We start from the raw sequence: 16782 nt of genomic DNA, 5'->3' as shown, positions 1-16782 counted from the left end.
ACAGCGTATAACCCCGTCAGAATCAAACGTCCTGACGGTTGACGCTCATGATCAAGACCTGAAACACATCATCGCCCAAATCCTTGCGCGCTGTCTCCAGCAACGCTTTGCGCAGAACGCTCATATTGTCCGATTCAGTGAATGCGCCGTCAAAACCACCGGTATTGGCGTGATCAAACATGACCTGCAAAAAACCGTCGCGCAGTTTGGGTTCAAGCGCGTAGAAAGCTTCGGTCATGCCAGGAGTGATTTCAAGGCTCAGCGACATGGTGACCAATGCCGCGATCCGGTCCACATCGACGACGGGCACCACAAACTGCTTGGTCAGTTTGAGGTATTCATAGTCGCTTTGCGTGTTTTTTTTCCCAGCAATGTCCTTTTTCTTGGCGGATTTCTCTTTGGTTTTTTCCGCCTTGGCCTTGGGTTTTTCCTGTTTTGCGGCCTCTTTCGGTTCACCGGAGGGCGCAAACACAACTCCGGCACCGATACCGGCCCCCAGACCGATCAGCAAGAATACGACGGGTAGAAGTTTCTTCATCACATCCGCTCCTTAATACGGCAGCACAGCATCCAGGATCTGCTGGCCATAACGCGGCTGCTGCACGTCAGTGATCTGTCCGCGCCCGCCATAAGACACGCGGGCCGAGGCGATCTTGTCATAGGTGATCTCGTTTTTGCGCGAGATATCCTGTGGTCGCACGTAGCCCGTCACCAAAAGCTCGCGCAGTTCGAAATTGACGCGCAGTTCCTGCGAGCCCGAAATCGACAGCACCCCGTTTGGCAGCACGTCGATCACGGTCGCGGCCACACGCAGCGTCAGCTTTTCCTTGCGCTTAACCGATCCTTCGCCCGTGCTTTCTGAGGCGGAATCGATCTCGACCGCGTCCGCCAGCGATGCCCCTTCCGGCAGATGATCCGCCGCGCGCTGTGGCAGGCCAAACAAGCCGACGATGCCAAGGCTTTCCGAAGCAGATCGCGAGCGTTCCGTGTCGTTCGAAAACTCGGCTTTTTCGTCCAGCTCAATCACGACCGTCAGGATATCCCCCTTTTTGATCGCCCGCTGATCGCCCAATAGCGATTGTTGCCCACCGCTCCAAAGTGAGGATCTGTCGACATTGCGCTGCGGCTGGGTGTGTAAAGGCAGGCCCGGCCACAACATCGCGACATGTTCGAGGGAGTCCTCGCTCGGAGTGAAGCTTGGCGGTTTGCCCAGATGATCCAAGCGCCCGCAGGCTGACACCGCCAGAACGGCAAACAACAGAGATTTCGAAAGTTGCGACATCATTTTACCTCGATTTGGCCGTCGGGCCGGATAAGGCCCGTCACAGTGGTACGGGAGGACAGGTTCATGACCCGGATACGATCACCGGCGGCCCCACGACCCAGCGCGCGGCCTTCTGCGGTGATCGACAGCGATGTGCGGTCAAAGATCAGGACAACCAGATCGTTGCGATCCACCAGGGCCGGTGGACCCACATCGCCTTCACGGATCGGGCGTCCGGGATACAGCGCGACGCGGGCCTCTTGCCCGATCAGAAACTCAGGCGTGATTATCGCGCCGGGCACCTGCTGGGCCTTAAGCTCCAGATCAGTCGCCGAGATGATTTCCTTGGCGCGAATAGTGCGGGTCGGCACGACGATATCGGCCTGTACCGAGGCCGGCACCAAAAGGGCCAACATCAAAACCAGAAACCGCATCACCGCACCTGTGTGGTTGCGCCCATCATCTGGTCGACGGCGGAAATGACCTTGGCATTCATCTCATATCCCCGTTGCGCCTCGATCAGTTCGGTCACTTCACGCACCGCATCGACCGAGCTGTCCTCAAGATAGCCTTGCCGCAACGTGCCCAGACCATCCTCACCCGGTGTGCCGACCACGGGTGCGCCTGAGGCTTCGGTTTCCTTGAACAGATTGCTGCCAATCGCCTCGAGCCCCTTGGCGTTCGAGAAACTGGCCAACGTCAGCTCACCCAGCAGCTGCCCGTCTGCCGTGTCGTCGAAATAGGCATAAACTTCGCCCGCAGCGTTGATCGAGATCGACCGGGCATCGTCAGGAATGGTGATCTCGGGCGCGACGGCAAACCCGTCTGATGTGACGATCAACCCCTCGGCGGATCGTTTCAGACTGCCATCGCGGGTATAGCCCGACTGACCATTGGTCAGCGTTACTTCAAGATAACCACGCCCTTCGATGGCGACGTCCAGATCATTGCCGGTAGCGGACAACCCACCCTGCGCCAGTTGCACCGTGACAGCCGCTGGACGCACACCCAGACCCAGTTGAATGCCCGTCGGCAGAACGGTGCCGTCATTGGCGTTCACCGCCCCGGCCCGCGCCATTTGTTGATAGTGCAAATCCGCGAACTCAGCCCGGCGGGCGTTGTAGCCGGTGGTGTTCGTGTTCGCCAGGTTGTTCGAGATCGTCTCGACCCGCATCTGCTGCGCGGTCATGCCCGTAGCCGCGATTTTCAATGCTCTCATGTCAAAATCTCCTTTTCACAAATCAACGCATCAGCGCTTTGAGCGCGCCGCGCAGACGTTCGTCTTCGGTTTCCAGAAAGCTTTGGCCCAGCTCATAGGCGCGCTGGATTTCCACCAGCCGGGTCACCTGCTCGACCGCATTGACGTTGGACCCTTCGAGAAAACGCTGCAGCACCACTGGGTTTTCGACCGGGTCAATTTCGCCCTCGGCGCGGAACTGCGTGCTGCCTTCACGCACCAGCGTTTTGGGATCGGCCACACGATAGACGCCGATCTGCCCCAGAAATTGCCCCTCGATACTCAGTGTGCCATCGCTGCCAACGTCAATCGACGCAGCATCCGGCGGGATGAAAACAGGTGCGCCGTTGCTGTCCAGCACCCGATGGCCGTCCATCGTGACCAAATCACCCTCGGCACTGGGTGAGAACGCCCCGGCCCGGGTCAGCCTGTTGCCGGATGGCGTTTCGACCATGAAAAACCCATCACCTTCGATGGCAAAATCAAACTGGCCGCCGGTTTCGGTCAGCAGGCCCTGCTGCAATGAGGTGTTGCGCGCCTCGGCCCGTGCCATGGACAGGGACGGGTTGCCCGGCAAATCGCGGACAAACTCGGAAAACACCAGACCTTGCGCGCGGTATCCGGTGGTGTTGGCATTGGCGATATTATTCGCCACCAGCCGCATTTCATTCATCAGGCCCGTCTGGCGGGACAAAGTGGTATAGGCGGTATCCATCAGCGGCCTCCGGCGATCAATGGGATGAGGGTTGTGGTGAAAAACGTCACCAGCGTCTGGGTCATGAACCCCATCGAGATCCAGAACACGATGACGATGGCGATCAGCTTGGGCACGAAGGTCAGTGTCATTTCCTGCACAGAGGTCAGCGCCTGAAACAGACCCACGATCAGGCCCGACACCAGCGCCACCGCCAGGATAGGAACCGAGGTAAGAACCGCGACCCACAGCGCCTGGCGCACAATGTCATAGAAGAGACCTTCGCTGAGCATCCGATCAGACCGGCATCCGCAGGATTTCCTGATACGCCTTGACCACTTTGTTGCGGACAATGACCGCCGTTTCCACGGCCAGCTCGGTCTGTGCCAGTGCCTGTACCAGAGCGTGGGGATCGGCCTGGCCGGTCATGGCGGCCTGCGACATTTGCTCGGAATGCTTCAGCGTCGCTGTAAAGTCCTGAAACGTACTGCGCAGCCCTTGCGCCAATCCGGCGTGATCAGGATCGGCCTGTGTGGCCGGGCGAGCGACAGCATAGTTTTGTGCCGCGGTCAGGGATCGGATATCCATTCTGGTGTCCTTTATTTTCTGAGAAGTTCCATCAAGCTCGACGACATCTGGCGTGACTGGTCGAACATCTTGAGATTGGCCTCATAGCTGCGCTGCGCCTCACGTGCGTCTGCGATTTCGATCATCAGATCGACATTCGAGCCACGGTAATGGCCGGTTTCATCCGCCATCGGGTGACCGGGGTCATAAATGCGCGAACCCTCGCGGCGATCCAGTTTGACGCGCCCGGCCTGCACCACCTCTTGTCCGTTCTTTTGCACCGTCTCAAACGGCACGGTTTTGCGGCGATAACCTGGCGTATCGGCGTTCGAGATATTCTCGGACACATGCCGCAGGCGGGCTGATTGCGCACGCAGAGCATTGGTTGAGGCGGCTAGGGAATGGGAAAAATCGCTCATGTCTTACACTCCTTATGACCGGCCAAGGCTGCTGCGCAGGATGTTCATCGAGGATTTGTAAATGGTCAGCGCGCGGTCGTGCTGACGCTTGACCTCGACCGCTTTGAACATCTCTTCCTCGACAGACACTCCATTGCCGTTTGGATCGCCCGAGGGCGCAACCTCAAACTCGGCCCAGGGCTGTGGGGCGGTGGCGCCGTTCAGATGACCCGCGCGGGTGGCGGTCATCGAAACCTGACGGTCTGATTTTTCGAATGCTTTCTGAAAACCCTCGATATCGCGGGGCTGATAGCCGGGCGTATCTGCATTGGCCATGTTGTGCGCAATCACTGCCTGCCGTTGCCCGGCATGGGTTGCCATTGCGTACGCTACTTTAAAGACGTTCAGGTCATAGAACATCGGGGCTTCTCCCTCGATCAATTTCAATCAAGGCTTAACCCCGATTCCTTTAGAAAGCGTTTGCAGAAACCCGTTGGAGAACCCACGATGTCCGATCTCGACCCGATGCTTCTGAAGTGTGAATTCGACCGTCTGTCTGCTGTGCGCCATATGGGCCGCGTTACCGGCGTGGCGCGCGGAGTCATTGAAATACAAGGGCTTGAAGGGCAGGCGCGAATCGGTGACCACCTGACATTGCGGCGTCGTAATGGCCCGGATCTGCCGGGCGAAGTGCTGCATGTCGAGGCCGACGGGATTCACATGATGCCAACCGCCGCGCCGGATGGGGTGTGCCTGGGTGACCGGGTGATACTGGACCAGACACCCGCTTTCGCACCCGGCATGCACTGGCTGGGGCGCCTGGTCGATCCCTTTGGCAAACCGCTGGACGGGAAACCTCTGCTTTCGGGCGCACATGAGCAGGACATCATGCGTGCCCCGCCCCCAGCTGTGGCACGTAAACCGCTGGGCGTACGGATGGAGACCGGTTTAGCGATACTCAACACGATGCTGCCCGTGGTCCAGGGTCAGCGCATCGGTCTGTTCGCCGGATCGGGCGTCGGAAAATCCACCTTGCTGGCAACGCTCGCGAAATCAATGCAGGCGGATGCCGTTGTCGTGGCACTGGTGGGCGAACGCGGACGGGAGGTAAACGAGTTTGTCGAACATGCGTTGGGGGCAGAGGGGATGAAACGCTCGGTCGTTGTCGCGGCCACGTCCGATCAATCGGCGCTTGCCCGCAGGCGTTGCGCCTGGTCGGCAATGTCGGTGGCCGAGTATCTGCGCGATCAGGGGCTGAACGTATTGTTTCTGGCCGATTCGGTGACGCGATTTGCCGAGGCGCACCGCGAAATCGCCGTTGCCATGGGCGAAGCGCCTTCGTTGCGGGGCTTCCCACCTTCGGTCACGCCGCTGATTGCCGGGTTGTGTGAACGCGCGGGTCCCGGAACGGCGGACCAAGGTGATATCACCGCCGTGTTCAGTGTTCTGGTCGCGGGATCGGATATGGATGAACCAGTGGCCGACATCCTGCGCGGGGTTCTGGACGGGCATATCGTGCTGAGCCGCGACATTGCCGAGCGCGGGCGGTTTCCGGCCATTGACCTCAGCAGTTCGGTATCGCGCAGCCTGCCGGGGGCGGCGACCGCAGAGGAAAACCAATTGATCTCGGAAACCCGCAAACTGGTCGGCAGCTATGAACAATCCGAAGTCATGATCAAGGCCGGGCTTTATGCCGAAGGCGCAGACCCGCTGCTGGATCAGGCCGTGTGCGTGCATGAGGAACTGGACGCGTTCTTTGGCAAAGCTGAACCGGATGGAATCAATAACAGCTTCAACCGCCTGCAACTGATCCTACGGCGGGCCAACGCCAACTTACCGCGCTAGCGAAATCAGGACAGTTTTAAGTGTTAAGGCCACCTTAAGACCTGCCCGGCTACCCCTGTAGTTGGGTGATAAAAAAGGTGGTGGAGATGGGTGCGCAATCCAATGCGGCGCCAATCATCATCAAGAAGAAACGTGTGTCAGGTGGCGATGGTCACCACGGCGGCGCGTGGAAAGTCGCATATGCCGACTTTGTCACGGCCATGATGGCGTTCTTCATGTTGATGTGGCTGCTGAATGCAACGACTGAGAAACAACGCAAAGGGCTGGCAGATTACTTCTCGCCGACGATTCCGGTGAACCCGGTCTCGGGCGGGGGCGATGGGGCCTTTGGCGGCAACAACATGTTTTCCGAAGTGACCATGGTAATGGATGGCTCGGGCGCGACCAAGCGGCACCCGACGATTGCGCGGCAAGCGCGGGGGTCGATCGGCGTGAATCCCGATGGCGGCAAGGAAATGTCCGAGGACTTCTCGACGCTCGAAGCGCAGCTTCTGGGACATACCGGGGAAAGCATGGTGTCGGACAAGGTGCTGAAACATATCGTCACGCGCGTCACCGACGAAGGTCTGGTGGTCGAGCTGTTCGATACCGAGGATCAGCCGCTGTTCGAATCGGGAACGGATGAACCGACCGCGATGATGCGGGCGCTGGCCCTGCTGGTGACGCGATCTTCGGATCTGGTGACAAATGCTGTCTCGGTCGAGGGTCACGTCAGCGCCTCGCCCGTGGTTCTGGCGCAGGACCCGTCCTGGGATGTATCGACCTCGCGCGCGCAGGTGGTACGCCAACTGCTTGAGGATAAGGGTTTTGCGGGTTCTCGGCTGGATCGCGTGACCGGTCATGCCGACCGGGAATTGAGCGATGAAAACCCGATGGCCGTGCGCAATAACCGGATCGAAATCATCTTTCTGCGCGACACCTGAACGCACAGGATAGGCCGCATTTTAACTGTTAGCGCGCTGTTAAGGGGCAGTGCGTTAGCTGTTGCCTCAACGATTGACGCAACAGAAGGGCGTGCCAATGACGATTTCCTCCTCGCTGAATGCCGGTGTGGCTTCTTTGAAGGCCAACGCCAACCGGCTGGCAACTATTTCAGACAACATCGCCAACTCGTCGACCTTCGGCTACAAGCGGGTCGAGACGGATTTTCATTCGATGGTCACGTCAGGTCTGGGCGGCAGCTACTCGGCGGGTGGGGTCAGAACCACCAGCCAGCGTCTGATCGATCAGCGCGGATCACTGGTGACGACCAACAATTCAACCGATCTGGCAGTACGCGGCCGAGGCATGCTGCCGGTTCGCCCAAGCTCGCAAATCGCGGGTGGCTCGAATGAGATGCAACTGACCACGACCGGTTCTTTCCGCACCAATGAGGATGGGTATCTGGTCACCGAATCCGGCTTGGTCCTGCTGGGCTGGCGCGCCAACCCGGACGGTTCAATTCCCGCGGTGCCGCGGGACACCCCGGCGGCGCTCGAACCCGTGCAGCTTAGCGTCAATCAACTGTCCGGCGCGCCGACCACACAGATGAATCTGCGTATGAACTTGCCCGCAACGGCCACCGAAGCCGGGTCGCCGGGCGACACACAACCCCTGTCGGTTGAATACTTCGACAACCTGGGCAAATCCGAAAGCGTGGATATCGAACTTGTGCCAACCGTCCCCGGAGCCGGCAGCAGCAATGAATGGACCATGGTGCTGCGCGACTCAGCCTCGGCCGGGGCGGTGATCGGGGAATACACGCTGACGTTCACCGACAGCCGCACCGCTGGCGGCACACTGGCCAGCGTCGCCACCGTGTCGGGCGGGGCCTATGACCCGGCAACCGGCAACCTTGTGGTCAACGTCGCGGGTGGCCCGATGGAGATCAATATCGGCCAGATCGGCGATGCGGACGGCATCACGCAACTGTCCGATACCTTTGCGCCCGTTTCGATCACACGCGACGGGTCAGCCGTGGGCACGATGACCAGCGTTCAGGTCGACGAAAATGGCTATGTCTATGCGTTCTACGACACTGGTGTCAGCCGCCGCATGTTCCAGATCCCGCTAGCGGATGTGCCCAACCCCAATGGCCTGACCGCGCTGGACAGCCAGACTTATGCGCCATCACGGGAAAGCGGCACATATTTTCTCTGGAACGCAGGGGAAGGTCCAACAGGTGAACTTGTGTCTTTCGCGCGCGAGGAATCGACCACAGATATCGCGACCGAGCTGACTTCGCTGATTCAGACCCAACGCGCCTATTCCTCGGCTGCTACGGTGATTCAGACCGTTGATGAGATGCTGCAAGAAACCACCAACATCAAACGCTGATTTGGGTTTTGACCCGGAAAGGGGGCCTGTCTGATGAATTTGTCGACAGCATTCAACAACGCCGTCAGCGGCCTGACGGCCTCGAGCCGCGGCACCTCGGTCGTGTCGGACAATATCGCCAACGCGCGGACGCCCGGCTATGCCCGCAGGTCGCTGGAACTGACGACAAACGTGATTTCGGGCACCGGGGTGCGCACCGTAGGGGTTATTCGCAATCAGGACCCGGTTCTAACCGCCAACCGTCGCACCACCGATGCGGAACTGGCCTACCAATTTGCAGTTTCCAGCTTTCACACCAGTGTTGAGGGCGTCGTTGGCACGGTTGACGATCCCACATCGCTCGCCAATCGGTTGGCCGAGTTCGACAGCAGCCTGATCACCGCTGCCAGCCTGCCAGATTCTTCTGAGCGACTGGATCAGGTGGCCCGCGCGGGCCGTGATCTGGCCAACGCGCTCAATTCGGCGTCCGAAGGCGTTCGGCAGCTGCGCTCGGACGCAGATCGCTCCATTGGAAAGCAGGTAGAGAGCCTGAACCAGACCCTCAAGGATATCGAGAAGCTGAACGCCAAAATTCCGTCGGTCAAACATGCGGGTGGCGATATTGGTGCCCTGCTGGACCAGCGGCAGGTGTTGATAGATCAGGTGAATGAGCTGGTGCCGGTGAACGCGGTTCCGCGTGCGAACGATCAGGTGTCGCTGTACTCAGACGGTGGCCTGATCCTGCTGGAAGGCACGGCTGCCGAATTTTCCTTTACCACCACGGGCGACACCAAACCCCACATGACGGTGGGCAATGGGCAGCTGTCGGGGTTGGAGATGAACGGAAACCCGGTGCGCACCGGCGGAGACAACGCCCAGATACGCGGCGGCGCGCTGATGGCGCAGTTTGAAATCCGCGATGAGCTGGCGGTTGAGGCACAGGCTCATCTCGACTCGGTCGCGCGGGATATGATCGAACGGTTCGAAACACCCGGTCTGGACCCCACCGCATTGCCTACCGATCCCGGTCTGTTCACGGATGCTGGCAACCGCTTCGATGCCACTGCGCCTGAGGGGCTGGCCTCGCGCATCAGCTTGAACACGATTGTTGATCCCGACACTGGGGGTGACAGCTGGCGCTTGCGCGACGGGCTTGGTGCGGTGGCCCCCGGCGATCCGGGCGATGCCACGCAATTGCAAGCCTTTGGCGCCATTCTCAGCGATGCCCGGCCCGTCGCGGGGTCGCCCTTTGGCACCGGTGACATGCGCGCCTCGGACCTGACCGATGCGCTGATGTCCAGAACCGGGTCGGACGCTCATTCCGCCAGCCAGCGCCTGACCTTTGCCAACAGCGCGCAGCTGGAAATGGCCAGAATCGAGGCGGAACAGGGCGTGGATACCGACCAGGAATTGCAGAACCTGATGGAGATCGAGCAGGCCTATGCCGCGAACGCGCGGGTCATCTCGGTAGTGGATGAATTGATGCAAACCTTGTTGAGGCTCTGATGATGAATTTGACGTCTATTGGCGATCTGGCGCGGGGCATGACATTGCGGACCCGCTCGACCGAACTCAGAAACGAAATCGAAACCCTGTCTTATGAGATGTCGACCGGCAAGGTTCAGGATGTGTCGGGACGTCTGGATGGTGACTATTCCCATCTGCTGGATCTGGACCGCAGCCTATCGCGTCTAGACGCCTATCAGATATCGACGGCTGAGGCTGGGCTGTTCACGGATGCCATGCAGCTGAGCTTGACCACGATTAACGAGTCCGTGACCGAGTTGACCTCCTCCCTTTTGTCCTTCGGCACGTCAAACCAGGCGGTCAGCCATGAAAATGCATCGGTTCAGGCCCGGAACGAGTTGGATACGATCATATCAGCGCTGAACACCCGCGCTGGTGGACGCAGCCTGTATTCCGGCGCGGCCACTGATGTCTCCCCCCTGCCGTCAACCGACACGTTGTTGAACGCACTTGAAACGGAGCTGAGCGGATACGTCACAACAGCGGATATCAGACAGGCGGCAGAAGACTGGTTCAACGACCCCGCCGGGTTTGACGCGGTGATCTACCAGGGCTCGGGCAATGCGTTGGCACCGATGCAGATATCCGAGAATGAAAGCATCACGATCCCGATCACAGCCACCGACCCCGCGATCAAGGATGCGATACGAGATATTGCCGTTGCGGCGTTGGTCTCTGACAATGCTCTGAACTTGCCGCGTGATCAGCGCACTGCCCTGTTTACACAGTTGGGCGTCGATCTGGCCAACACCCAGAACGATGTGGTGAACTTGCGCGCTCAGGTCGGTTCAGCAGAGGCTCGGATCGAACAGGCGGCCACGCGCAACAGCGCCGCGCAGACCAGCCTTGAATTCAGCAGGAACAAGTTGATCGCTGCGGACCCCTATGAAACCGCTGCACAGTTGCAGACTGTCCAGTTCCAGTTGGAGAGCCTGTATTCCGTCACCGTTCGCAATGCGAACCTGTCGCTGGTGAATTTCCTAAGATGAAGCTTTTTGTTTTCCTACTGATGTTGCTGCCCGGGATCGCGTTCGCTGGCACGATACGCCTGAAGGATCTTGTGGATTTTGACGGGGTACGGGGCAATGATCTGGTCGGCTATGGCCTGGTTGTCGGGCTGAACGGAACTGGCGACGGGCTGCGCAATTCACCCTTCACCGAAGAGATTATGTCGAACATCCTGGAACGGCTGGGCGTCAACGTGAATGGCGAAGATTTTCGCCCTAAAAACGTAGCGGCTGTGTTGGTGACCACCAGCCTGCCGCCTTTTGCGCGGGTCGGCGGGCAGATCGACGTGACGGTGTCGGCCATTGGTGATTCCAAAAGCCTGTTGGGTGGCACCCTGATCATGACACCGCTCAACGCGGCCGATGGGCAAATCTATGCTGTGGCGCAAGGCACGGTTCTGGCCGGTGGCGCCGTGGCTGAGGGTGAGGCTGCTTCGGTTGTTCAGGGAGTGCCGACCTCCGGCGTGATCCCCTCGGGCGCACGGGTTGAGCGTGAGATCGATTTTGACCTGTCAACCTTAACGCAAATGCGCCTTGCCCTGCGCGAGCCGGACTTCACCACCGCCAGCCGGATTGAGAATGCGATCAACACAGAATTCAACCGCGCAGTGGCGATTATGCGGGATTCCGGTACGGTGGAACTCAACATTGCGGCAACCCAGTCGGTTTCAACCGCGCATGCGCTGGGTCGGATCGAAAACATTCTGGTCGAGCCGGAATCCAAGGCGCGCGTCGTGGTTGATCAGCGCTCGGGCACCATCGTCATGGGGCAAGAGGTTCGGATTTCACGGGTCGCGGTATCACAAGGCAATCTAACCCTGACAGTCGAGGAATCCCCCATCGCAGTTCAGCCCAACCCTTTTGCCCGCGGCGAAACGGTTGTGGTCCCCCGCACTTTCGCCGGTATCGAAGAAGAAGAGGGCACCGGGTTGGCCGAAATCCCCGAGGCAACTACCCTGTCCGAGGTTGTGGCCGGGCTGAATGCGCTGGGCGTGTCGCCCCGCGACATGATCGACATACTGAAAACGATCAAGGCCGCCGGGGCGCTGCACGCCGAATTTGTGGTCCGATAAGCAAACAGCACCGGGCAGATGGCGGGATCAGATACCCGCCGTCACTTGGATTTCCAACTATCAAGCCAGCGGCGGAACCCGTTGCGCTTTTCTTCGATCGCATCACCGGCGGCATAAATCCCATCTTCCATATTCTCAAGCATCGGGTCGATACGGCGTTGCCGGAACCGGCGCCAGCGCACCCAAATGGCCCAGACGATGGCAAAGAAAACCGTCAGAAAGATGATGTTGAACCATGGGATCAGCCGCACATCAGGGCTGTCCACCGGGCGCACCGAGACCACATTGGGAAAGATCGACATAAGCTGATTGCGCCAACCATAATGGCGCAAAACCACCCATTGCGGGTTATCCGCAGTCGACACGAGATTGGTCAGTTCCGCCTGTAGGTTCGAACTGTCGAGTTTGAAATAAGGCGGCCAGCCCCAGCCGGTATCCTCATTGCGATAAACGCGCGGTTTCCCGTTCGGGCGGAAGGTCTCCACAAAACGCACATCGCGGTTGGTGGTCTGCGCGCCCTCTTGCCCTGTATCCTGCTGTGCCCAGAAGATCGAGTTCTCACCAAAATCGACGCGCCGCACCTCGGTTTTTACGATCCGCACAACATCTTGCTGTGGCAAGGTGTATTCCAGCACCGAGGCAACAAGCCCCCAAAACACGATGATGAATACCCATTTGACATAGACCATCTATCCGGCCCTCATTTAAAATTAGTAATATAGATTAGCAGGGCAATGGCCCCAAGCGGGATGACATAGACACCCAGCAGCAGTTTCTTGCGGAACGATTTGTCATATTGCCGCATTCCCCGCTCGAGAAAAGCCTCTCGATCACCGTGCAGCCCTTTTTTTTCCCAATGCGCGATCAACTTACGCCGACGGACGAGGCGGGAGTAGATCGACAGCCCGACATAGATCACGGTCAGAACGATCAGCAGTGGAATTAGAAAACGGATTGCGACAAGCATTCAATTCCTCCCAACTGCACCCCAGGGACCAACGCGTGCGATGATGTCATCGCTAATCCGGTCACTGCCGCTCATGTCCGGTTCATGTCCGAACAGCGCAGCGCGGGCGCCCGCCTTGTCCACCTGATACTCGCGCGCAAGAAAGTCGGCAACATAGGCTTTCTTGGTCTCGGACCAACCGGCATAGGTGTTGTAAAAGAGTTCTTTGTGGCAGATGAACATTTGGCGCGGGTCCAGCGGGGCCAGCTCAGCCAGCAGCATGTTCACCAGATCACGGTTCGGCGTATCGGTGGCCCGCAAGGTGTAGAAATAGGCCGGATGGTCCGAGGTGATGCGCGGCCACGGACCACCATCCTTCGCCCAGCGCAGTAATTGGCCCAAACCGTGATAAGCCTCGGGCAGGCGGTCTGCGTGATTGCGGGCCAGCCGTCGCATATCGCTGCGATCCAGCCCCGTCAGGTCAACACCTGCATCCGCCGCCGCGTCGACGGTCAGGAAATCCATCTTTTGCTGCAGGATCGCAGCGGCATCCACACCCCGCGCTTTGACGATTGGTTCGACCAAGTCGTTAAAGTCAAGAAACTTGGCGATCTGATTTCGCTGCGACGGCTCGAACGTGTATTTGATCTTCAGATCCTCGGGCTTTTTGCCCATACAGATCGCCGCCGGGTGGTCCAGATCAGGAAACAGATAGAGCCCGCCGAAATGCGCCGTCCAGAAGTTGCGTTGCTCAAACGCGGTGTGGCGCAGGCGAACGGGGTTGCGGGTGACGTCACCGGTTTCCTTGGCCGTCTCGATCATCTTCGCGATCAGCACATCGTCGAACCAGGCGTCTTCTTCGGTTTTGAAGCGCTCGACCATGCCCGCCAGTTGCTGTGCTTTGCGCAGGGTGCCGCCTGCAGTGTCGGCCTCGATCTCGATCTTTTTGATGTTCAGTAGGTCACGCGGCGTGCTGAGTTTGATGACCGAGTTCACCAGCTCTCCGGCCACCGCATCTGTGGCGGTCAGGGCAAACAGCTGCGCCTCGTTCATCTCGATGAATTCGCGCAGAATATCGCGCGAGGTCGAGAATTTGACGTTCAACAGGGGCGCGCGTTTCTGCTCGGTCGTCAGCAGGATGAACTGCCGGTTGACCCCGTTGGGGTTGAGGTAAAGCGGGTCGTCCAACTCAATCCCAACCTCCGGCGAATAGCCCGAGATATCGACATGGAAATCCGTCAGTGCCGTGGTCTTGCCCGCCAGATGCTGCAAAGCGCGGTTATATCGCTCGACCAGAGCCGGGCTGGAGATGTGGACGAGGTTGCCGAACATCAGGCCTTTTTCGATGAGGCGGATCATGACACTTGCTCTCTGCCCAGTTTTCCTCGAACGAATACCTCAACTGGCTTCAAAGCCTTCAAAAAATCTTGCCGGTATACATCCTTTTCATCATCCAAGCGGTCATAAAGGATATCGCGTTTCTCTCCTAAGATTTCTCGATAGGACTTCGCTAATTCAGTATCCCCGTAGTAATTAGCGTCCAGAAAAAGCTTAATGTAAACAAATAGCTCATGTTCAAGTGTCTTTAGAGGTTCAAAGAGTTTGGACAATTCTTCTCCCCAGACTGCATCTGCCTCTAGCAACAAAGCATCGAGTTCGTTTCGTTTTTCCGAGTGGCGTTCCCAACGTTTTGCGTAAGCGTTGATAACTCCCCGCCGACGTAGTTCTGCATCTGGCAATCCGTCAGCTTCAGCCTCGTCGATCCGCAATTCAGAATTCGACATAGCGGGGTGGCGAACCGAATAAAGCGCATCGCGGTATCGGTATGTTGCAATCATGATGCGGCGTGCCAGATCAGAGTCGGCTGTCCAGATGTTTTGGTTTTTCCAAGTGCTCAAGCCTCGAAATGCGGCTATTGCTGCCGCAACGGCAGCGCCCGCCATAACAGTGTTAGCCAACGCAGCCCAAGCTTCAGCACTCATCTGCCTTTCCCCTCCAGATACCGCCGCTTGGCCTCTTCCATCCGGCCCATCTCGCGGACGGCGTTTTCGATGGCGACCTCGTCGCTCTTGTCGGCATAGCGGAACTCGCTGTCGGCATAGCGGTTGATTTCCTGGATCACCATCTCGACCGTGATCGGCTGGCGTAGGTCCTCAATCATCGCCTTCTTGGTGTCGTAGTCGCGGAACAGGAACAGGTCGGGGTTTTCCATCCATTCGTCGGGCAGTTCGAAATCCATCGCGCGGACCTTGACCGCATCGGTGATGTTCTTGATCGCGCGACCGGTGAAACGCTCATCCGCCTGCTGGATCGCCTTGAGGTAGGTGCCCAGCTTGGCGATCGTGTCCATCTGGCCGATATCGCTGGACACCCGGTCATAGACCTGCAGCAAGGCGGCCTCATGCGGGCGAGAGTGGCTTTCGAAACTGGCGGCGACGGCCTTCTTGATCTCCTGCGCGGCATAGGCTTCGTGCTCGCCCAGCGGGATGTCATGATTGCGGCCCATCAGCAGGTGCAGGATGTCGATGTAATCCTCGCGCGTCTGCGGCCCGTCCACCAGAAACCGCGCACCCGCCCGCTGACGCAGGGCGTCGTCCACATTCTCGGGGTAGTTCGAGAACATGCCGAAAGTGCAGTTACCGCGTACAACGGTGTTGGCGCCGGCAAAGCTCTCCATCAATACGGCGGTAATTTCCAGTTGCCCAGCTGACGATTGCCGGTCGCCGCGCTTGCCCGCCAGCTGGTCGATATCGTCGATGGTGCCAAACCCGATGACCGAGGGGTCGATGATCGTGTTGATGAAGGCCTTGGCGTTCTGGCCGGATTTCCCCTGATAGCTGTCGATATTGTCGGTGCTCAGGTTCTGATAGCGGAACGGATAGCCCGCGTTCTGGCAGTAGTCATTGATCAGCCCGGCCATCATCTGGATCAGAGTGGTCTTGCCGGTGCCCGGTTTGCCATCCCCCATGAAAGTAAAGATGAACCCACCCAGTTCGGCAAACGGGTTCAGGCGGCGGTCGAAGTCATAGGCCATCACCATCTTCGCCAGCTTCATCGCCTGATACTTGGCGATGTGGTTGCCAACCACCTCGTTCGGTTTCTTGAACGTCATGGTCAGGGTGGTGGATTTGGCCTTCGAGGCGGGTTCAAACCCTCGGATCGTCAGATCATCGGCCTCGATATGCCAGGCGGCGTTGTGGAACGGGGCCAGATGACCAGCAGATTGCGCGCGCAGGGCGGCTTTTTCCATTAGCTGTTCGGCATAGGCGCTGGTGGCCGCGATCAGATAGGCATCGTCAGGGGCATGTTTGGCCAGCATCTGGTCCAGTTCCCACAATGCACCATGCAGGGCAAGTTGACCGTTGTCGGTCAAGACCTCTTCGATCTCACCAATATCAGCAGTGGTTTCGCCAAGATGCGAGGACATCAGATAGGCCAAGGCATTGCCGAAAGTATGCGAGGTGATCAGCGCCTCTGCCGTCAGCAATTCCGAAAACTCGGTCTTGCGCGCGGCGGGCAGATCGCCCGCAAGGTTCGCGCGTTTCAGGTCTGCCAGCGGTGTCTGTTCGGCATAGGCTTCAGCCACCGCCAGAGCAATGGCAACCGCACGGCGGATTGCCTGCTGCGTAGTGGCCTGCGGCGGTGAGACCAGCGCATCGCCATCATCCGAAGCTTCGATCCGTTCAACCAGATGCACCCCGTCGGCCCGCACAGTACGCCTTGTCACTAGACCAGGGGTCGTGGACCGAAACCGCCGCCCCGTGGACACACCCGGTGAACGCTCGACCGTCGCATCAACCGCCTTCGCAATCCGCGGCGCGTGTTCAAACCCATTCAGCAAGGCGGTCGCCGCCGGATAATGTTTGCGTATATCCGCCTCGCGCAATTCCATCTGATCAGACGTCAAACTCATCTCAAAACCGCCATTG

At 58.8% G+C, this 16782-nt stretch carries 20 protein-coding genes; 6 read left to right on the top strand and 14 right to left on the bottom strand.

Going from position 1 to position 16782, the window contains the following annotated elements; translation table 11 throughout:
- Nucleotides 1-22: 22 nt before the first annotated feature.
- The 9 genes from ACR0JB_RS14605 to ACR0JB_RS14565 are packed head-to-tail and all read right to left on the bottom strand — an operon-like array spanning nt 23 to nt 4580.
- On the bottom strand, nt 23-538 hold the full coding sequence (locus tag ACR0JB_RS14605) for a flagellar basal body-associated protein FliL (RefSeq protein ID WP_480790020.1): 516 nt from the start codon (nt 536-538) through the stop codon (nt 23-25).
- A gap of 12 nt (nt 539-550) precedes the next feature.
- Complete coding sequence (gene flgH / locus ACR0JB_RS14600) at nt 551-1282, bottom strand: flagellar basal body L-ring protein FlgH (RefSeq protein ID WP_437436481.1); 732 nt, start codon at nt 1280-1282, stop codon at nt 551-553.
- Nucleotides 1282-1698 carry a flagellar basal body P-ring formation chaperone FlgA gene (gene flgA / locus ACR0JB_RS14595; RefSeq protein ID WP_170507600.1) on the bottom strand — a complete coding sequence of 139 codons (417 nt, stop codon included), beginning with the start codon at nt 1696-1698 and terminating at the stop codon, nt 1282-1284. Before flgA ends, flgH begins: the two co-directional genes overlap by 1 nt.
- Nucleotides 1698-2483: a flagellar basal-body rod protein FlgG gene (gene flgG / locus ACR0JB_RS14590; RefSeq protein WP_170507602.1), complete on the bottom strand. Its 786-nt coding sequence runs from the start codon at nt 2481-2483 to the stop codon at nt 1698-1700. Before flgG ends, flgA begins: the two co-directional genes overlap by 1 nt.
- Before the next feature lie 22 nt (nt 2484-2505).
- Nucleotides 2506-3216, bottom strand: coding sequence for a flagellar hook-basal body complex protein (locus ACR0JB_RS14585; RefSeq protein ID WP_170507605.1), 711 nt, complete (start codon nt 3214-3216; stop codon nt 2506-2508).
- Nucleotides 3216-3488 (bottom strand): flagellar biosynthetic protein FliQ, encoded by a 273-nt coding sequence (locus tag ACR0JB_RS14580; RefSeq protein ID WP_170507608.1) that lies wholly within the window; start codon nt 3486-3488, stop codon nt 3216-3218. Before ACR0JB_RS14580 ends, ACR0JB_RS14585 begins: the two co-directional genes overlap by 1 nt.
- A gap of 4 nt (nt 3489-3492) precedes the next feature.
- A complete protein-coding gene (gene fliE, locus ACR0JB_RS14575; protein WP_170507611.1) occupies nt 3493-3783 on the bottom strand; it encodes a flagellar hook-basal body complex protein FliE in 291 nt (96 codons plus the stop codon).
- Between the two features lie 11 nt (nt 3784-3794).
- Nucleotides 3795-4181, bottom strand: a complete 387-nt coding sequence (gene flgC / locus ACR0JB_RS14570; RefSeq protein ID WP_170379299.1) for a flagellar basal body rod protein FlgC — start codon at nt 4179-4181, stop codon at nt 3795-3797.
- Between the two features lie 12 nt (nt 4182-4193).
- Nucleotides 4194-4580, bottom strand: coding sequence for a FlgB family protein (locus ACR0JB_RS14565; RefSeq protein WP_170399565.1), 387 nt, complete (start codon nt 4578-4580; stop codon nt 4194-4196).
- Nucleotides 4581-4685: 105 nt separating this feature from the next.
- Here ACR0JB_RS14565 and ACR0JB_RS14560 point away from each other — a divergent pair, with 105 nt between their 5' ends.
- The 6 genes from ACR0JB_RS14560 to ACR0JB_RS14535 all read left to right on the top strand — a co-directional run bounded on the left by ACR0JB_RS14560 (nt 4686) and on the right by ACR0JB_RS14535 (nt 11907).
- Entirely contained in the window at nt 4686-6005 is a 1320-nt protein-coding gene (locus ACR0JB_RS14560) for a FliI/YscN family ATPase (protein WP_480790050.1), read from the top strand.
- Nucleotides 6006-6091: 86 nt separating this feature from the next.
- Nucleotides 6092-6928 carry a flagellar motor protein MotB gene (locus ACR0JB_RS14555; RefSeq protein WP_170399434.1) on the top strand — a complete coding sequence of 279 codons (837 nt, stop codon included), beginning with the start codon at nt 6092-6094 and terminating at the stop codon, nt 6926-6928.
- Between the two features lie 97 nt (nt 6929-7025).
- The gene (locus ACR0JB_RS14550; protein WP_170507617.1) at nt 7026-8321 is read left to right on the top strand and encodes a flagellar hook protein FlgE; all 1296 of its coding nucleotides are present in this window, start codon (nt 7026-7028) and stop codon (nt 8319-8321) included.
- Between the two features lie 33 nt (nt 8322-8354).
- The gene (flgK, locus tag ACR0JB_RS14545; protein ID WP_170507620.1) at nt 8355-9806 is read left to right on the top strand and encodes a flagellar hook-associated protein FlgK; all 1452 of its coding nucleotides are present in this window, start codon (nt 8355-8357) and stop codon (nt 9804-9806) included.
- Complete coding sequence (locus ACR0JB_RS14540; RefSeq protein ID WP_226689702.1) at nt 9806-10816, top strand: flagellin; 1011 nt, start codon at nt 9806-9808, stop codon at nt 10814-10816. The genes flgK and ACR0JB_RS14540 overlap by 1 nt, the downstream gene beginning before the upstream one ends.
- The gene (locus tag ACR0JB_RS14535; RefSeq protein ID WP_480790019.1) at nt 10813-11907 is read left to right on the top strand and encodes a flagellar basal body P-ring protein FlgI; all 1095 of its coding nucleotides are present in this window, start codon (nt 10813-10815) and stop codon (nt 11905-11907) included. Before ACR0JB_RS14540 ends, ACR0JB_RS14535 begins: the two co-directional genes overlap by 4 nt.
- 41 nt (nt 11908-11948) lie before the next feature.
- Here ACR0JB_RS14535 and ACR0JB_RS14530 read toward each other — a convergent pair whose 3' ends face one another.
- Genes ACR0JB_RS14530 through ACR0JB_RS14510 form a run of 5 tightly spaced genes read right to left on the bottom strand, consistent with a single transcriptional unit; the run spans nt 11949 to nt 16766 of the window.
- Nucleotides 11949-12596 carry a DUF1523 family protein gene (locus tag ACR0JB_RS14530; RefSeq protein WP_480706103.1) on the bottom strand — a complete coding sequence of 216 codons (648 nt, stop codon included), beginning with the start codon at nt 12594-12596 and terminating at the stop codon, nt 11949-11951.
- Nucleotides 12597-12607: 11 nt separating this feature from the next.
- Nucleotides 12608-12874 carry a hypothetical protein gene (locus ACR0JB_RS14525; RefSeq protein ID WP_170361871.1) on the bottom strand — a complete coding sequence of 89 codons (267 nt, stop codon included), beginning with the start codon at nt 12872-12874 and terminating at the stop codon, nt 12608-12610.
- Nucleotides 12875-14212: a DUF6638 family protein gene (locus tag ACR0JB_RS14520; protein ID WP_480790018.1), complete on the bottom strand. Its 1338-nt coding sequence runs from the start codon at nt 14210-14212 to the stop codon at nt 12875-12877.
- Nucleotides 14209-14835, bottom strand: coding sequence for a hypothetical protein (locus tag ACR0JB_RS14515; RefSeq protein WP_170399419.1), 627 nt, complete (start codon nt 14833-14835; stop codon nt 14209-14211). Before ACR0JB_RS14515 ends, ACR0JB_RS14520 begins: the two co-directional genes overlap by 4 nt.
- Nucleotides 14832-16766 carry an AAA family ATPase gene (locus ACR0JB_RS14510; RefSeq protein ID WP_170399416.1) on the bottom strand — a complete coding sequence of 645 codons (1935 nt, stop codon included), beginning with the start codon at nt 16764-16766 and terminating at the stop codon, nt 14832-14834. Before ACR0JB_RS14510 ends, ACR0JB_RS14515 begins: the two co-directional genes overlap by 4 nt.
- Between the last annotated feature and the right edge of the window lie 16 nt (nt 16767-16782).

It is taken from the genome of Ruegeria sp. BI7, from assembly GCF_056537925.1.
Note: the sequence above shows the minus strand (reverse complement) of the source record. Positions and strands in the feature narration are given on the sequence as shown.

What these genes read in the sequence shown, in the direction of transcription:
- ACR0JB_RS14605 (WP_480790020.1), bottom strand. Translation starts at nt 538, where the DNA reads ATGAAGAAACTTCTACCCGTCGTATTCTTGCTGATCGGTCTGGGGGCC.
- flgH (WP_437436481.1), bottom strand. Translation starts at nt 1,282, where the DNA reads ATGTCGCAACTTTCGAAATCTCTGTTGTTTGCCGTTCTGGCGGTGTCA.
- flgA (WP_170507600.1), bottom strand. Translation starts at nt 1,698, where the DNA reads ATGCGGTTTCTGGTTTTGATGTTGGCCCTTTTGGTGCCGGCCTCGGTA.
- flgG (WP_170507602.1), bottom strand. Translation starts at nt 2,483, where the DNA reads ATGAGAGCATTGAAAATCGCGGCTACGGGCATGACCGCGCAGCAGATG.
- ACR0JB_RS14585 (WP_170507605.1), bottom strand. Translation starts at nt 3,216, where the DNA reads ATGGATACCGCCTATACCACTTTGTCCCGCCAGACGGGCCTGATGAAT.
- ACR0JB_RS14580 (WP_170507608.1), bottom strand. Translation starts at nt 3,488, where the DNA reads ATGCTCAGCGAAGGTCTCTTCTATGACATTGTGCGCCAGGCGCTGTGG.
- fliE (WP_170507611.1), bottom strand. Translation starts at nt 3,783, where the DNA reads ATGGATATCCGATCCCTGACCGCGGCACAAAACTATGCTGTCGCTCGC.
- flgC (WP_170379299.1), bottom strand. Translation starts at nt 4,181, where the DNA reads ATGAGCGATTTTTCCCATTCCCTAGCCGCCTCAACCAATGCTCTGCGT.
- ACR0JB_RS14565 (WP_170399565.1), bottom strand. Translation starts at nt 4,580, where the DNA reads ATGTTCTATGACCTGAACGTCTTTAAAGTAGCGTACGCAATGGCAACC.
- ACR0JB_RS14560 (WP_480790050.1), top strand. Translation starts at nt 4,686, where the DNA reads ATGCTTCTGAAGTGTGAATTCGACCGTCTGTCTGCTGTGCGCCATATG.
- ACR0JB_RS14555 (WP_170399434.1), top strand. Translation starts at nt 6,092, where the DNA reads ATGGGTGCGCAATCCAATGCGGCGCCAATCATCATCAAGAAGAAACGT.
- ACR0JB_RS14550 (WP_170507617.1), top strand. Translation starts at nt 7,026, where the DNA reads ATGACGATTTCCTCCTCGCTGAATGCCGGTGTGGCTTCTTTGAAGGCC.
- flgK (WP_170507620.1), top strand. Translation starts at nt 8,355, where the DNA reads ATGAATTTGTCGACAGCATTCAACAACGCCGTCAGCGGCCTGACGGCC.
- ACR0JB_RS14540 (WP_226689702.1), top strand. Translation starts at nt 9,806, where the DNA reads ATGATGAATTTGACGTCTATTGGCGATCTGGCGCGGGGCATGACATTG.
- ACR0JB_RS14535 (WP_480790019.1), top strand. Translation starts at nt 10,813, where the DNA reads ATGAAGCTTTTTGTTTTCCTACTGATGTTGCTGCCCGGGATCGCGTTC.
- ACR0JB_RS14530 (WP_480706103.1), bottom strand. Translation starts at nt 12,596, where the DNA reads ATGGTCTATGTCAAATGGGTATTCATCATCGTGTTTTGGGGGCTTGTT.
- ACR0JB_RS14525 (WP_170361871.1), bottom strand. Translation starts at nt 12,874, where the DNA reads ATGCTTGTCGCAATCCGTTTTCTAATTCCACTGCTGATCGTTCTGACC.
- ACR0JB_RS14520 (WP_480790018.1), bottom strand. Translation starts at nt 14,212, where the DNA reads ATGATCCGCCTCATCGAAAAAGGCCTGATGTTCGGCAACCTCGTCCAC.
- ACR0JB_RS14515 (WP_170399419.1), bottom strand. Translation starts at nt 14,835, where the DNA reads ATGAGTGCTGAAGCTTGGGCTGCGTTGGCTAACACTGTTATGGCGGGC.
- ACR0JB_RS14510 (WP_170399416.1), bottom strand. Translation starts at nt 16,766, where the DNA reads ATGAGTTTGACGTCTGATCAGATGGAATTGCGCGAGGCGGATATACGC.